The following is a 16245-nucleotide window of genomic DNA, read 5'->3' on the forward strand; positions in this document are numbered from 1 at the left end:
CAATACGTTGTTTGCCATAGTTTTGACAAAAGAAAATGAGATTGTTTTTTTTAGTAAGACGTTGCTTGAAATACTCTCTTTTTCTAAAATTACAATTTTGGCCAATTGTGAGGGAATAATACAGCTGTTATGTAACCCTATAAAAAAATAGAGCACAGGATTTTGATAAAGCTAATTTGTAATCCTCAAAAAAACAAAGCAAACGGAATTTACAGCTGCCGGAATAAAGAATGTAAAAAATCATAACAAATTTCTCGAGATACATTTGTTACAAACAAAAAATGTTTAATTTTAAAAAACTTGAAAATTATGAATTTAGATAATTTAAATTTAGTAGAGCTTAATGCTCAAGAAGTACAAGAAGTTGAAGGGGGTAATTGGATTGAGTTTTTATACGAACTAGCTGATCATTGGGGAGATGTAAAAAAAGGCTTTAAAGAAGGTTACAATAAACAGTGGTAACTTTCAAATATTTAAAAAATAACTTAAAAAAATAAAAAATGGATTTAGAAAATTTAAATTTAACAGAACTTACTGTTTTAGAGAATCAAGAAATACTAGGAGGTAGCAATTTATGGGAAGATGTCGCTTATGTCATAGGTGTTGTTGCTAGAGGATTAGAATCTTTTGGAAACGGAGGTGTCTCTGGATCTGCTAATCGTTTTGCATAAATAATTAATAAATTTCTTGATTATTACACTAAAGCTGATTGTTACATGTAACAATCAGCTTTCTTAAAAGGAAAATAATGAATGCATATAATGATTTTTGTTTAAAAATAAGTAGTAATCAAATAAAGAAATGGAATCTTATTTTATTTGCTGTCGTTTTTAATTTACTGCTATCACTCCTTTTCTCTTTTATTTCACATTCTGTTTTAAACAAAACTATTTCAGAAGGTTTTAAAAATAATTTGGGTTCCTCCTTAAGAGAACAAGCAATTTGGATTATCATTGTAGGTCCATTTTTTGAAACATTATTGTATCAATATGCAATCATTGAAACTGCCAACAAAAAACTTACACCATTTATAAGTTGTATAATTTCGGCTTTCCTATTCGGTTTATCTCATACATACAATGTTTTATATTTTGTTTTTGCATTTATAACTGGATTTATTTTCTCAACAATATATTATATTGGGAGTATTACGAAAAGAGGAATTTTTTATACTTTTTTGGCTCATTCTATTTATAATGGTATTGCATTTATATTAAATGCTGTGTTCAACTCATAAGTGCAACAAACTTATTAGAATTTAAAAAAGAAACTTTTGAATAGCTGTTTTTCAATATATTTCAGGTTTTATCTGAAAATCAAATTATTATCAAATGAAAACTAGAAAAATTATTATATCTTATTATATGCAATAGCAATTTTTATATTAGAAAAAGTAGTGTTTTTTTAGTAAAGCTTTGGCTCGTTCAAATAATATCGAGGGGATATTAACTATCTCTTCTACAATAAATTTATTATTTATATTGAAATATAATACAGTTTTGAAGACCTAAAAATAAATTCATTTTAACCAATACAACAAATATCTTAATTATAAAAACACATAATGCAAACGAATAAAGACTTAATTCTCAGAAACATTAAGAAATTTTCAGACTTTTTAATGGCATTGACGAAGCAAAAGCCATCAGAAATAGACAATATTGTTGACTATATAAATGAATTCAACTTAAAAACTTTTAATCATTCTACACAGTCCCTTTTAGAAAAAGAATCTTCTGAAATATTAGAAATAATTGGAAGTACAAATTTGGATAATATTAAAGATTTTGCAGATTTATTGTTTTTTAGATTTTCACTCGAGAAAGATACATCAATACGATTACAACAATCTAAAAAAATACTTGAATTATATCAGTTTTATGAAAAGATGTCTTTAATATATTCATTTGAAATTCAATCAAAAATTAATATATTAAAGAAAGAATCCAATTGATTACCTCTATTTACAAGTACAATTGTATTATAATTCCTGAAAACAATATCGGGATTCCCGAATCTCGATAATGAGCATTTGCTTTCAATACATTGTTTACCTTAGTTTTGACAAAAGAAAATGAGATTGTTTTTTAGTAAGACGTTACTTGAAATGCACTCTTTTTCTAGAATTACAATTTGGCCAATTGTGAGGAAATAATACAGCTGTTATGTAACCCTATAAAAAACAGAGCATAGAGAATTTATAGCTTCCGGAATAAAGAATATAAAAAATCACAACAAATTTCTCGAGAATGCATTTGTTACAAATACAAAATGTTTAACTTTAAAAACAACAAATCATGAATTTAGATAATTTAAATTTAGTTGAGCTTAATGCTCAGGAAGTGGAAACCGTTGAGGGAGGAAATCCCTATTTAGGTTGGGTTATAAGTTCTATGGCAGGATCTTTTATGTATAGCATTGTAGAAGATTGGAATGGAAATGTAGCAGCATTTGAAAAAGCATATAGCGAAGGTAGAAACAGATAAAAAATACAAAAATGAATATATCCGATATAAATGTTATTGAATTAAAAAATGAGGAATTAATTTCAATTTCTGGTGGAGATAAATTAACTAGACGTTTTTTTTCTTGGTTAGGCGATATGGCAGCAGTAATTGGAAATGCAATGGAATCTGATGCTCAATATGGTGCTCACGGTCACATATAATAAACTAAAGATCCCTTTTAAATGAAACTAAACACAAAAAAGTTAATTAAAATAACACTTTCTATTCTAGTTGGTATTTTACTTTATAGGATTTTAAATGCTTTATTTTAAACGTTTATAAGAGATTATTGTGTTATAAAAGCAGTGTAAAAAAACTTTACACTGCTTTTTATTATAATGAAATAATATATTCTTAAAGGTCTATTGGTTTCGTTGCCACAGCTATACTTTATAAGTAAAACTAACTTTTCTAAAGCTTTAAATTAATTATAATGAAATTTTCAAAAAACTTTTATCTTGTTATAGGTGTGCTATTCACAATAGACTTCTTTTATTCATTATTTGATACACGTCACTCGCATGAATTATTCTTTTGGGATGTTGATCTATGGGTTTATAGAGGCTACCGATTGTTAATTGCGCTTGTATTTATCAAATTGTATTTTGATAAAAAAAAGAACGAAAAAAATCAACTTATTTAAACCCTTAATATTACATAAAATGAAAAAAATTAGAATCGCACTTTACGTAATTACTATTCTCTATGGATTATCAATTGTATTTTTTCATATAGACTTTATATACAAAAAACCTATTCTTTACTTTCTTATAGTTGCCCTACTTATCTTTGATTTAATTATTCCTTTTTTTAGAAAGAAATCTAATCCTACGAAATAATTTCGTGGAATATATAACATCTAACGAAAAAATTAGTAATTCTTTCTGTTTTTTGAAAAAGCAATGAATAAAAGTATGAAATTTTCAATCAAGCTAGTACTACAATCTATTCTTTTAGGATTATCCCTTTGTTTATTGTCTATTGTATCTAGTTATTTAGTGAATGCATTTACAGGAATAAGTTTAGGCAAACAAAACACCAATTCTGTTAATATCGATTTTAAATCTTATTTTTTTGTTGCATTTATTATACCTCTTTTTGAGACATTCATTTTTCAATGGTTGATTATATATCAAATCTATGAAAGTTACAAAAGAAAATATAAAAAGCAATTAGCAATACTATTATCCTCCCTATTGTTTGGGTTGTCGCATTCTTATAGTTATCATTATTTTATTTTCACAACAATTGCAGGGATTTTTCTCGCAACAAGTTTTTGTTACTTTAAAGAAAGAACAAATTGGTTATCTGCTTTTTTGTACGTAACACTAATTCACTCCGTATCCAATTCTTTGATTTTTATTATAAAGACACTCAATACGTAATTATTCTATGACCTTCAGTTCTGACCCCAATAAATACTCCAGAAAACCGTATTAGTAAAAACAAAACTAATAATAGTTCTGTTTTCTTAATTTTGTAATTACGAAGTATGAAAAATAAAAGTATTTACTCTAAACTAATTACGTTTTTTAGTTATTTAATTGTTGCCATTTTAAATGGCTATTTCTTCAATTGGATTAATGATACCTATTTTAATTATTCTAATAAATCTGAAAATGGATTAAAAGACTTTTCAGGTTTAGTGAAATTTGTTATTGTTGTAATTTTAGCACCTATTCTTGAAACCTTAATTTTTCAATTTGCACCAAACGAAATATTAGAAAAATTAAAAGTTAGAAGTTATTTTTTAAAAATAACAATCCCTAGTTTATTATTTTCATTAACACACCTCTACCACCCCATTTATATTGTAATGACTTTTATTGCAGGCATTCTACTAAACAAATATTATATAGATAGAAAAAATGAAACACGACTTTTTTTTATTCTAACTGTCTTATTGCATTCAGCTTATAACTTATATGGTTATTTATTCGTAGTTTAATCCTCTTCCTCTTTTATTTACAACTTTCAATTAAAGATATCCTCAATCTTTTCATGTTTTTGAAGTAAAACTAAACTGGTATCGCGTTTTTCTTAAGGCAATATCCCAATACTCTTATCTGTTTTTAAAACCTATTAGGGGTAAGCTATTATAACTCTATGCCTTAATTGATATACAGCACTATTTACAAGTACAATTGTATTATAATTCCTGAAAATAGTATCGGGATTCCCGAATCTCGATAACGATTATTTGCTTTCAATACATGGTTTGACATAGTTTTGACAAAAGAAAACAAGACTATTTTTTAAATAAAACCAACTAATAAATTTAAATCATGAACTTCAGTTCAGATCCAATAAACACCCTCGAGAATCTTATTGCAAAAAACAAAACAAAGAATATATCCATATACTTGGCTCTCGTTTTGGCAATTATTGTTTTCTTGGTTTTATTACCAATAATTAAAGTCGATATTAGTAGTCAGAGTCGTGGTATTATCCGTAGTACTACCGATAATGTTCCTGTTTCAACTATAGTAAGTGGCCGTGTGACCTGGTTGTCACTTAAAAACAATGCTATTGTACAAAAAGGCGACACCCTTATAAAAATTTCCAAGCAAAATCTGGAAAGTGATAAAAAAACACAAGACAGCTTATCAGGCTCCGTTTCGGCATTACTAAAAGACATTTCTTACCTGTTGCAAAATAAAACGACTCCTATAGCAACATCTACTGCTCGAGAAGATTTATCCAAATTTCAAGCCCGAAAAAATGAATTGCAGAGTAAAGTGGCACAAGCACAAATTAACTTCAATCGAAATAAAAGCTTGTATAATAAGGATATCATTGCAAAGGCCGAATTCGAAAAAGATGAATACGAATTGCGTTTTGCTAATCAGGCATTACAAAGCTACATCACCCAACAAAAAGCTACTTGGGAAAATCAAAAAAGAGAGCTGGAAGAACGATTAAAAAACTTGAACGGAACTGTTGCCAAAATAAATACCGAATCAACTAATTACATCGTTTTAGCACCTATTTCTGGTACAATTGAAAGTTTTTCGGGTATTCAGATAGGCTCTTATATAAATGCTTCACAACCTATTGCATCAATTTCGGCAGCAGATCATCTTATTGTCGAAAGTAATGTTTCTCCAAATGATATTGGACTTATAAAAAAGAATCAGAAAGTAAAATTTCAGTTGGATGCCTTTAATTACAATCAGTGGGGTTTATTAGAAGGAAAAGTAATTGATATCGATCGAAATATTACCATGCAAGGAGAACAGGCCTTTTTTAAAGTACGCAGCACATTGGATTCAACAACGATGCAGTTACAATCGGGTTACAAAACAAATGTTTCAAAAGGAATGACACTCACTACACGATACATCATTACCAGAAGAAGCTTGTTTGATTTATTATTCGATAAAGTAGATGATTGGCTTAACCCTAAACAATTAGCAAGTAGTAATTAGTAATTGCTAATGTTCCTTTTAATTTTTTAATTATGGAAACTAATAACATTATCATTTTTTCATAAAGAAATTAATTTGTAGAATATCAAAATTACTAATTTCTAACTGTTAATTTCTAATCACAATAAATATGAGTTCAATAAAAATAAAACAACATGATATTAAAGATTGTGGTGCGGCTTGTCTGGCTTCTATTGGAAACCATTTCAAAGTTAATCTCCCTATAGCAAGGATTCGACAATATGCTAATACTGATAAGCGAGGTACTAATGTCCTAGGGATTATTGAAGCTGCCGAAAAAATGGGCTTTACCGCCAAAGGAGTAAAAGGTGGAATAGATTCTTTAGATAAAATCCCACTTCCTGCCATTGCTCATATAATTACAAAAGAACAATTGCATCATTATGTGGTTGTCTATAAAGTTGAATTCTCCCCTAACCCCTCCAAAGGAGGGGGAACCATACAAGTAATGGATCCTGGTTTGGGTAAAATGGAAACCTATACATTTGAAGACTTTCAAAAAGTATGGTCTGGAGTATTAATTCTTTTTGCTCCGAATGATGACTTTAAAGTGTATAATGAAAAGACATCTCCTATAAGACGGTTTTGGCATTTGATACAACCACACAAAACCATTTTAATCCAAGCCCTCATTGGTGCGATACTGTTTACCGTTTTGGGATTGGCAATGTCTATTTATATCCAAAAAATAACCGATTATGTTTTAGTTGATGGCAATCGAAATTTACTTAATCTATTAAGCGTATCAATGATTGCGATCATAGTACTGCAGGCTTATATTGGTTCCAAAAAAAGCATCTTTGTAATGAAAACTGGGCAATTAATTGATGCTAAATTAATACTCGGCTATTACAAGCATTTACTCCATTTGCCACAGCGTTTCTTTGACACGATGCAAATAGGAGAAATTACTTCCCGAATAAATGATGCCGTAAAAATACGTTCGTTTATAAATGAAGTAGCGATTGAAATGATTGTAAACGTTTTTATTGTCGTTTTTTCCTTTGCGTTGATGTTTACTTATTATTGGAAACTGGCTTTGGTAATCCTACTCGTAATTCCATTTTATGCAGCAATCTATTTTGTTTTGAATAAATTCAATAAGAAAGTAGAACGAAACATTATGGAAAATGCTGCCGAACTGCAAACTCAGCTAGTCGAAAGTATTACTCATATAAGAACCGTAAAAGAATTTGGAATCGAAGAATATTCCAATTTAAAAACGGAAAACAAATTTGTAAAACTATTGTTTACGGGCTATAAATCTGGTCTAAATGGAATTTTCGCAAATACATCTACCCAATTTTTGGCTTCGGGATTCACCGTTATTTTAATGTGGATTGGCTCCGGATATGTAATAGACAGAGCCATTACTCCAGGGGAATTATTTTCTTTTTATGCCTTGATTGGTTATTTTACTTCGCCTGTTGCTTCTTTAATTGGCATGAACAAAACAGCACAAAATGCACTAATTGCTGCCGATAGACTTTTTGAGATAATGGATCTGGAACGCGAAGAAACAGAAAATAAAGTGGAGCTGCAAAGAGAAAATATAGGGGACATAAAATTCGAAAATGTCTCCTTTCGTTATGGCTCACGAGTTGAAGTCTTTAAAAATTTCAATGCAGTATTCAAGAAAAATGAAACAACGGCTATTGTTGGCGAAAGCGGAAGCGGTAAAACTACATTAATCTCCTTGCTGCAAAATTTATATCCTATAAAAGAAGGCAAAATTTACATTGGCGAATATGATACACAATTTATCCATTACCAAAGTCTAAGAAATTACGTTGGCGTAGTTCCGCAACAACTCAATCTATTTTCAGGAAATATTATCGAAAACATTGCTTTAGGTGATTCCTTCCCAAACATTCAACGTGTTTTGGACTTATCTAAACAACTTGGAATAACTGAATTTGTCGAAAAATTACCAAACGGTTTTGAAACACAAATCGGAGAAAATGGCACCATGCTCTCAGGAGGTCAGAAACAACGAATTGCAATTGCTAGGGCTTTATATAAGAATCCTGAGGTTCTATTAATGGATGAAGCAACATCCTCACTAGATACCAATTCTGAAAAAACTGTAAAAGAAGTTATCGATAATTTTAAGTCTCAAGGGAAAACAGTTATTGTTATTGCACATCGATTAAGTACTATTGCTAATGCGAATACTATTTTGGTAATGAAAAATGGTGCTATCATCGAATCAGGAAATCATATCGATTTATTAAATCAAAAAGGAGAATATTTTGATTTATGGAATAAACAGGGATTGTTATAATATTTAAAAATAGTAGCTTATCTCAAGAGAAATAGTAAATTTAGAAACACTTAAAGATAAATTATTCCCTATTTAAATTAAAACATGATAAAAATAGTAAAGTATTTAATTGTAATACGATTTAGGAAAATCCTACCAAAGGATGATTATCTGGCCATTGGTTTACTCCTACTATTTTATGCTATTATTATTTATTTTCTAAATCAATTATTTCCAAAGTACAGTTATTACTTTTTAATAACGACTTTGGAATTAGCATTTTACCACCAAAACAGAAAAGATATTGAGTTATTAAAAGTCAATAAAAACTATCGTCTTTTATTGTTCTTAGAATATCTAATTTATAGCTCCCCATTTATATTCATTTATGTAATAAACCAAAGATGGGACATTCTTATAATTCATTTTATAATACTTTATTTCTTGATTCTAATAAGTAAAATAGGAGTCAAAATTATAAGATACCCTTTCAGATTATTTGATCCTTTCTGGCATATTAGTTTTAGAAAAAACAAGCTCATTCTTTTTATCCCATTGATTATCTTCTTAAACGTAATGGGAAATCAATATCATAATAATAATCTAAATATTGCAAGCTTATTTTTAGTCTCCTTTATAGCCTGCCTGCCTTCTTTTAATAGAGAGGATTTAATTTATATCAAAATGAGTTCATTTGATTCTAGAAAATATCTTATAAAACAGATTCAAACTACATTCTATAACACCTTAATAATTAGCTGCGCTATCATTTTATGCTTTTTAATATTCAAAAAATGGGATTTATTACTATTTATAACTCTCGTTTTTGTATTACCCATAATAAATGTACTTTTTAAGTATAGCTTTTTTTCAAATGGATTATTACAACAGCTATTTTTAGCATTATTTATTATAAATATTCCTATTGGATTACCCTTTTTAATCTTGCCCTATTTATATTATAAGTCTATAAAAACAATAAACAATTTGAAATATGTTACAAATTAATATCAAAAAGAAAGCATTTGGAAATAAAACTGTTTTGCAAGATATTAATCTTTCAATTTCAGAAAATGGAATTTACGGTGTAGTTGGGAAAAATGGAGAAGGAAAAACGACTTTCTTCAAAATAATTACATCGCTTGTAAACTATCAAGGAACAATATCGTATCAAAACTCAACCATAAAACATAACGAAATAGCATTTTTCCCTACTGAAGTACCCATATATGATGAACTTACAGCAACTGAATTTTCAGATTTTTATAAAGAATTATTAAATCTTAAAATTAAAAATAAATCAAATTTGTTTGATGTAGCACAAGATAAGCTCATCAAAACATTTTCTACTGGTATGAAAAAAAAGGCCTATATGAATGCCGTATTTCAAAAAGAATATCCCATTTATATTTTTGACGAACCTTTTAATGGTCTTGACCTAGAATCTAATTATCTATTAATGAATTACATTAGAGAGTTATCTAAAAACAGTATTATCCTTATTTCTTCACATATCTTGGAAATTCTGTATAAAGATTGTAACAAAATTTTTTTAATAAAAAATACTGCTATTAAAGAATTTGAAAAAGAGCAATTTTTTAAAATTGAAGAAGAACTATTCTTAAAATAAAATTTATCTCTCACAAATTCCAAAAATATTGACAAAAAAAGAGCCGACAATTTACTTATCGGCTCTTTATATATACTTTTTATTTCCTTATCCTTTCAAAGCTTCGCAATTTTAAAGATTTGAAAAATTAAAAATTTTCCTTATCCTTTCAAAGCTTCGCAATTTTAAAGATTTGAAAAATTAAAAATTTTCCTTATCCTTTCAAAGCTTCCGCTCCACCAACGATTTCTAAGATTTCGTTTGTGATGGCTGCTTGACGCGCTTTATTATAAGTTAATTTCAATTGATTTCTTAACTCAGTTGCATTATCTGTTGCTTTGTGCATTGCAGTCATACGTGCACCATGCTCTGAAGCAAATGAATCACGAATACCTTTGTATAATTGTGTTTTTAATGATTTTGGAATCAAAGTCAACACGATTTCTTCTTTCGAAGGTTCAAAGATATAATCTCCTGTTGAAACAGGCACATCAGATTTAATTGGAGCTAATGGTAAAAACTGTTCTACTTGTACAATTTGAGTCGCCGCATTTTTAAACTGATTATAAATCAATTCAATTCTATCGTACTCTCCTGACAAGAATTTTTCAGTTAATTTATCAGCAATTGTAGCAACGTTATCAAAAGTCAAATGATCAAAAATTGCATTATGATGACCGTGAACTTTATGAGTTTTAGCTAATACATCATTTCCTTTTTTACCTATAGGAAAAATATCAACCTGTTTTCCGGCATAAAATTCAGAGCGTGCTTTTGCTTCCTTTATTACATTGGTATTAAATGCACCACATAAACCTCTATTTGAAGTTATCGCTACAAGCAATACTTTTTTTACCTCACGTTGTGTTGTAAAATCTCCTCCAACATCACCATCTAGTGTTGCTGAAAGATTTTGTAATAATTCCGTTAATTTCTCGGCATAAGGACGCATCGCTGTGATTGCATCTTGTGCTTTCTTAAGCTTAGCTGCAGAAACCATTTTCATCGCCGATGTAATCTGCATCGTAGATGAAACGGAAGTAATTCTATTACGGATTTCCTTTAAATTTGCCATTTTTTCTAATTAGAAAATTTGAGAATCAGTCAATTAGATAATTAGATAAACCTAAGAGATTTTTCTAATTATCTAATTATCCAATTATCTTATTAGTTATATTTTGCTGAAATTTCTTTTGCTACTTTTTCAATAACATCAGTAATGTTATCATCAAGTTTACCTGCTTTAAGCGCATTAAGAGTATCTTTATGTTTGCTGTTAAGGTATGCTAAGAAATCTGCTTCAAATTCTTTTACTTTATTTACAGGAACGTTTCTTAATAAGTTTTTAGAACCAGCGTAAATAATAGCTACTTGGTTTTCAACTGTATAAGGGTCATTTAAACCTTGTTTCAAAATTTCAACGTTTCTTTTTCCTTTTTCGATTACGTTTAAAGTAACTGAATCTAAGTCAGAACCAAATTTAGCAAACGCTTCCAATTCACGGAATTGCGCTTGATCTAATTTTAAAGTACCTGATACTTTTTTCATAGATTTAATTTGTGCATTACCTCCAACACGAGATACTGAAATACCTACGTTGATAGCAGGACGAACTCCAGAGTTAAACAAATCTCCATCAAGGAAAATTTGACCATCTGTAATCGAAATTACGTTTGTTGGGATATATGCAGAAACGTCACCAGCTTGAGTTTCAATAATCGGTAGCGCCGTTAATGAACCACCACCTTTAACGATTGATTTAAGTGAATCTGGTAAATCGTTCATGTTTTTAGCAATTCCATTATCTGCAATTACTTTACAAGCACGCTCTAATAATCTACTGTGTAAGTAGAAAACGTCTCCAGGATATGCTTCACGTCCCGGTGGTCTTCTTAATAAAAGAGAAACCTCACGGTATGCAACAGCTTGTTTAGATAAATCATCATACACAATAAGTGCTGGACGACCTGAATCTCTAAAATATTCTCCAATTGCAGCACCTGCGAAAGGAGCATAAACTTGCATTGGAGCTGGATCAGAAGCATTTGCTGCAACAATAACTGTATAAGCCATTGCCCCTTTTTCTTCTAACATTTTAGCAATTCCTGCTACAGTTGAAGCTTTTTGCCCAATTGCAACATATATACAAAATACAGGTTTTCCTGCATCGTAAAATTCTTTTTGGTTTAAGATAGTATCCAAACAAACAGTAGATTTTCCTGTTTGACGGTCACCAATTACAAGCTCACGTTGTCCACGTCCAACTGGAATCATAGCATCAACAGCTTTAATACCTGTTTGTAATGGTTCTGTTACTGGCTGACGGAAGATAACTCCTGGTGCTTTTCTTTCTAAAGGCATTTCATATAATGTACCCCCGATTGGTCCTTTTCCATCAATTGGAAAACCAAGAGTGTTCACTACACGTCCTACCATTTGCTCACCTACTTTAAGAGAAGCAATACGTTGTGTTCTTTTTGCTGTAGATCCTTCTTTGATTCCTGTTGATGGTCCTAAAAGTACCACACCAACATTATCTTCTTCAAGGTTCAATACAATAGCTTCAAGTCCGTTTTCAAATTCAACTAACTCACCATATTGTACATTCGATAGCCCGTAAATACGAGCAATACCGTCTCCAACTTGAAGTACTGTTCCTACTTCTTCTAGCGTAGCACCAGATTCAAAACCTTCTACTTGCTTTCTTAATATTGCTGAAATTTCAGCAGGTTTGATTTCCGCCATCTTAAATTTATTATTTAGACACTTTTATGTGTAATAAAACTAATTACTTAACTCTCTTTTTAATACTTGTAATCTGTTTGCAACAGATGCATTATATTGCTTATCGCCTATTCTTAAAATAAATCCTCCAATAATTGAAGCATCTACGTTATTTTCAATTGTAATTTTCTTGTCTGATAATGTTGCAATTTTAGCTAAAACTTTAGCTTCTAAAGCGGCATCCATTGGAATTGCTGTTGTAACTTTTGCTACTTCAACACCAATGCTCTCATCAAATAACTTATTATATTCTAGTGCAATTGCTTCTAGAATTTCGAATCTTTTATTTTCGAACAATAAATGAAATAACCCTTTGGTTACTACATTTACATCTGCGAAAACTTCTAAAAGAGTACTTTCTTTAATTTCAACTTTAATAGTTGGACTTTGGATAAAGATACTCAATTCTGCATTTATATCAATTGTTGAAGCAATCGATTTCATATCGTTATTAACAACTTCGGCAACACCTTTAGAGTTTGCTAAGTCCAGAATTGCTTTTGCATAACGAATTGCTGCTCTTGTACTTGCCATAATATTAGTTTAACTTTACGTCATCTAACATTTTCTCAACTAATTTAGTTTGAGATTCTTTGTTAGATAATTCATCTTTCAATAGTTTTTCAGCAATACTTAATGATAAAGTTGAAACTTGTGATTTCAATTCAGCCATAGCTGCATTCTTTTCATTTTCGATAGCTGCTTTTGCTTGGGCAATTAATTTTTGACCTTGCTCTTGTGCTTCATTTTTAGATTCAGCTATAATTTGCTCTTTCATTTCGCGAGCTTCTTTTAACATCGCATCACGTTCTGCACGAGCTTCTTTTAAGATACGCTCATTATCAGCAGTTAAATTCTGCATTTCTCTACGAGCAGCTTCTGCAGATGCTAAAGCTTCATTAATAGATTCTTCACGGCTTTTTACTGCACCTAATATAGGTTTCCAAGCAAATTTTGCCATTAGAAGGAAGAAAACAATAAAGATAATTGTTGTCCAAAAAATTAAACTTTCTGGTGAAGTTAATTGCATAACATTATATATTTAAAATTTGTTTGTCTTTTTTAAAAAACTTCCTGAAGCCAACCGCTACAGGAAGTTTTAGATTTTAATTATGCGTTTGTAATCAACGCAACAACTACTGCAAAAAGAGCAACCCCTTCAATAAGTGCAGCAGCAATAATCATAGCAGTCTGGATTTTTCCAGCAGCTTCTGGTTGACGAGCAATAGCATCCATTGCAGATCCACCAATTTTTCCAATTCCAAGACCTGCACCAATTACAGCTAATCCAGCTCCGATTCCAGCTAATACCATAATAATAAATTTATATAGTTAATAATTAATAAAACTCTGATTAATGATGATCGTGCTCTTCAACAGCCTGACCAATAAATAATGCTGATAGCAAAGTAAATACATATGCTTGCAAAGCAGCAACCAACATTTCTAATACACTCATGAACAATACGAATGCTCCAGCAACTGGCCCGATAGCAATAGTTTTGAAAATGAAAATCAAAGAAACTAAACTTAAAATAATAATGTGACCTGCAGTGATGTTTGCAAATAAACGAATCATCAATGCAAATGGCTTAGTAAGCATTCCTATAATTTCTACAGGAATCATAATTGGAGCCAACCACACAGGAACTCCTGGCGTATTAAAAATATGACCCCAGTAATTTTTGTTTGCGCTTAAAGTTGTAACGATAAAAGTAATAAATGCCATTACAAATGTAAAATAGATATTACCTGTTAAGTTAGAACTGAATGGAAAGAAAGGAATCAATCCGATAAGGTTATTAATCCAGATAAAGAAAAAGATAGTTAAAAGATACGGCATGTATTTAGCGTATTTTTTTGTTCCAATATTTGGAATCGCAATCTCATCTCTAACATATGTAACTAATGGCTCTAAAAATCCTGCCAATCCTTTTGGTGCATTTGGGTTTTTCTTATATGATCTTGCTACTGCAAAAAACAAGAAAAACAAAACTATTGCTGATAACAACATCGAGAAAACATTCTTTGTGATAGAAAAATCTAAAGGTCTTGCATCAAAAGCAAAAGCGCCATTATCTCTTTCCTCTTTTGTCATTTGCTCAAATTTGTCAGCATAAAAAATTACTTCTTTATAACGAACAACTTTTTGACCATTGACATCTACAACATGTTCTCCTGCATTATCGTGGTGAAATTTTTCTGATGAAAAAATCTCTAATCCATTTTTAGTCCATAAAATAACTGGTAGATTTAGCGAAATAGCATGACCCTTCCAGTCAGCAATATGAAAATCATGAGAATCTCCAATGTGTGAATTAATCAACTCACTTGCATTAAACTCTTTTTCTATTTCGTGACCAACACTTTCTCCGTGACCGCTTCCTTCAACTGTCTCAACAACGTTTTCGTGTTTAATAGAAATACTATCAACAGGAGTAGAGGCGAAACTTATCGACGAAGTAAAAGCTAATAAAGTAACTAATACGTACTGAACTGGTTTGTTTGAAAATATCATTATTAAATCTTTATCTAATTTTAGGTTCCAAAAATTTTTTGCAAAGGTACATTTTAAATTGAAAATCGAAAATTTATGGATGTGTTTTTTGAAATTACATTTTAAATTATCAACTTATCTAACAATGAAGCGATTAGCCTTTATTTATTAGTCTAACAGTAAAATAGGTTTCAAAAAGTAAAAATAAAAAATAAGGGATAAAAAATGCTCCCAAATCAATTATTGGATCTTTAACGCCGGCTTTTATCAAAGGAATTAGAAAAATGATAGCTACCATCATTCTGAAAAAACTTGCTCCAAGAAAAGCGAACCCTGTATAAGTTGGGAAAACTTTATTCACATAAATTAAAAACAGGTACACTAAAAAAGTAGCTAAAATATTAAATATGTAAATACTCCAAACGGAATAAAAAAACACTAATTGAGCTGACAATGATTGCATTATAAAATATTGTGTAACTAACAATACAATCGAAAAAGGAACAAAATACTTAAGAAAATCTACAACTTTATTCATTATTTATTTAAATTTTTAACTTGTCGAATGACATTATAAAGAGCTAGAAAGACAGAAAATAAAGACAAGATAATTGTCCACAGTGAACCTCCATTTGAATATTTTTCGTCTAACCAAATACCCAGATAGGAAAATAAAAATATAATTACTCCCATCTGTATTGGAATGTTAACAAAAACTAGCCATTTGTTATTTCTCTGATTTTCATTTGGTTCTTTCTCCGTCATTTATTGCACTTTTAGAATCTGTCATCATTATACAAGTCGCTGTAAAGTCGGCACCTGGTTCTACAGATAATTTACCTACGGTTACTTCTCCATTAATTTTTGCTGTTGCTTTTACATTTAAAAGCTCAGCAACTTTGATCTTTCCTGTAAATTCTCCTTCAATATCGGCATTCTGGCAAATGATCTCTCCCTTGACTTTACTCTTTGGGCCAAGTACAATTTTTCCTTTCGAGGTAAAATTACCTATTAATTCTCCGTCTAATCTAAAATCGGCTAACGATGTAATATCTCCGGTTATGATAGTTCCTTCAACTATTCTATTCGTTTTTCCTAGGTTTTCTGTGCTAAATTTTTGGGCTTTATTAAACATG

At 30.1% G+C, this 16245-nt stretch carries 20 protein-coding genes; 11 read left to right on the forward strand and 9 right to left on the reverse strand.

Features of this window, described 5'->3' with window-relative positions; genetic code table 11:
* Positions 1-309 precede the first annotated feature (309 nt).
* The 11 genes from IUY40_RS19500 to IUY40_RS14435 all read left to right on the forward strand — a co-directional run bounded on the left by IUY40_RS19500 (position 310) and on the right by IUY40_RS14435 (position 9849).
* Positions 310-462, forward strand: coding sequence for a hypothetical protein (locus tag IUY40_RS19500; RefSeq protein ID WP_229335567.1), 153 nt, complete (start codon positions 310-312; stop codon positions 460-462).
* A 38-nt stretch (positions 463-500) separates the two neighbouring features.
* Entirely contained in the window at positions 501-671 is a 171-nt protein-coding gene (locus IUY40_RS14385) for a hypothetical protein (protein WP_195737562.1), read from the forward strand.
* 77 nt (positions 672-748) lie between these two features.
* Entirely contained in the window at positions 749-1237 is a 489-nt protein-coding gene (locus tag IUY40_RS14390; RefSeq protein WP_195737563.1) for a CPBP family intramembrane glutamic endopeptidase, read from the forward strand.
* Between the two features lie 327 nt (positions 1238-1564).
* Positions 1565-1954: a hypothetical protein gene (locus IUY40_RS14395; protein ID WP_195737564.1), complete on the forward strand. Its 390-nt coding sequence runs from the start codon at positions 1565-1567 to the stop codon at positions 1952-1954.
* Positions 1955-2297: 343 nt separating this feature from the next.
* Entirely contained in the window at positions 2298-2486 is a 189-nt protein-coding gene (locus IUY40_RS14400) for a hypothetical protein (RefSeq protein WP_195737565.1), read from the forward strand.
* Positions 2487-2497: 11 nt separating this feature from the next.
* Positions 2498-2668 carry a hypothetical protein gene (locus IUY40_RS14405; RefSeq protein ID WP_195737566.1) on the forward strand — a complete coding sequence of 57 codons (171 nt, stop codon included), beginning with the start codon at positions 2498-2500 and terminating at the stop codon, positions 2666-2668.
* Positions 2669-2940: 272 nt separating this feature from the next.
* Positions 2941-3150 (forward strand): hypothetical protein, encoded by a 210-nt coding sequence (locus IUY40_RS14410; protein WP_195737567.1) that lies wholly within the window; start codon positions 2941-2943, stop codon positions 3148-3150.
* Positions 3151-3999: 849 nt separating this feature from the next.
* Positions 4000-4455: a CPBP family intramembrane glutamic endopeptidase gene (locus IUY40_RS14420; protein WP_195737569.1), complete on the forward strand. Its 456-nt coding sequence runs from the start codon at positions 4000-4002 to the stop codon at positions 4453-4455.
* A gap of 337 nt (positions 4456-4792) precedes the next feature.
* Positions 4793-5935 (forward strand): HlyD family efflux transporter periplasmic adaptor subunit, encoded by a 1143-nt coding sequence (locus tag IUY40_RS14425; RefSeq protein ID WP_195737570.1) that lies wholly within the window; start codon positions 4793-4795, stop codon positions 5933-5935.
* Between the two features lie 130 nt (positions 5936-6065).
* The gene (locus tag IUY40_RS14430; protein WP_195737571.1) at positions 6066-8240 is read left to right on the forward strand and encodes a peptidase domain-containing ABC transporter; all 2175 of its coding nucleotides are present in this window, start codon (positions 6066-6068) and stop codon (positions 8238-8240) included.
* Between the two features lie 973 nt (positions 8241-9213).
* A complete protein-coding gene (locus IUY40_RS14435; protein ID WP_195737572.1) occupies positions 9214-9849 on the forward strand; it encodes an ATP-binding cassette domain-containing protein in 636 nt (211 codons plus the stop codon).
* 193 nt (positions 9850-10042) lie between these two features.
* On the opposite strand, the gene atpG is transcribed toward IUY40_RS14435, so the two are convergent.
* From atpG to IUY40_RS14480, 9 genes are all read right to left on the reverse strand, one after another.
* Positions 10043-10903 carry an ATP synthase F1 subunit gamma gene (gene atpG, locus IUY40_RS14440; RefSeq protein ID WP_195737573.1) on the reverse strand — a complete coding sequence of 287 codons (861 nt, stop codon included), beginning with the start codon at positions 10901-10903 and terminating at the stop codon, positions 10043-10045.
* Positions 10904-10995: 92 nt separating this feature from the next.
* A complete protein-coding gene (atpA, locus tag IUY40_RS14445; protein ID WP_195737574.1) occupies positions 10996-12573 on the reverse strand; it encodes a F0F1 ATP synthase subunit alpha in 1578 nt (525 codons plus the stop codon).
* 39 nt (positions 12574-12612) lie between these two features.
* Positions 12613-13146, reverse strand: coding sequence for an ATP synthase F1 subunit delta (gene atpH / locus IUY40_RS14450; RefSeq protein ID WP_195737575.1), 534 nt, complete (start codon positions 13144-13146; stop codon positions 12613-12615).
* Positions 13147-13150: 4 nt separating this feature from the next.
* Positions 13151-13642: a F0F1 ATP synthase subunit B gene (locus IUY40_RS14455; RefSeq protein WP_195737576.1), complete on the reverse strand. Its 492-nt coding sequence runs from the start codon at positions 13640-13642 to the stop codon at positions 13151-13153.
* A gap of 80 nt (positions 13643-13722) precedes the next feature.
* Complete coding sequence (gene atpE, locus IUY40_RS14460; RefSeq protein WP_039113322.1) at positions 13723-13926, reverse strand: ATP synthase F0 subunit C; 204 nt, start codon at positions 13924-13926, stop codon at positions 13723-13725.
* A gap of 40 nt (positions 13927-13966) precedes the next feature.
* Entirely contained in the window at positions 13967-15130 is a 1164-nt protein-coding gene (gene atpB, locus IUY40_RS14465; protein WP_195737577.1) for a F0F1 ATP synthase subunit A, read from the reverse strand.
* Between the two features lie 133 nt (positions 15131-15263).
* Positions 15264-15647, reverse strand: a complete 384-nt coding sequence (locus IUY40_RS14470; RefSeq protein ID WP_195737578.1) for a hypothetical protein — start codon at positions 15645-15647, stop codon at positions 15264-15266.
* Positions 15647-15874, reverse strand: a complete 228-nt coding sequence (locus IUY40_RS14475) for an AtpZ/AtpI family protein (RefSeq protein WP_195737579.1) — start codon at positions 15872-15874, stop codon at positions 15647-15649. The genes IUY40_RS14470 and IUY40_RS14475 overlap by 1 nt, the downstream gene beginning before the upstream one ends.
* Complete coding sequence (locus tag IUY40_RS14480) at positions 15852-16244, reverse strand: polymer-forming cytoskeletal protein (protein WP_195737580.1); 393 nt, start codon at positions 16242-16244, stop codon at positions 15852-15854. The genes IUY40_RS14475 and IUY40_RS14480 overlap by 23 nt, the downstream gene beginning before the upstream one ends.
* Between the last annotated feature and the right edge of the window lies 1 nt (position 16245).

Source organism: Flavobacterium sp. ALJ2 (assembly GCF_015594725.1).
In the GTDB taxonomy this organism is placed as follows: domain Bacteria; phylum Bacteroidota; class Bacteroidia; order Flavobacteriales; family Flavobacteriaceae; genus Flavobacterium.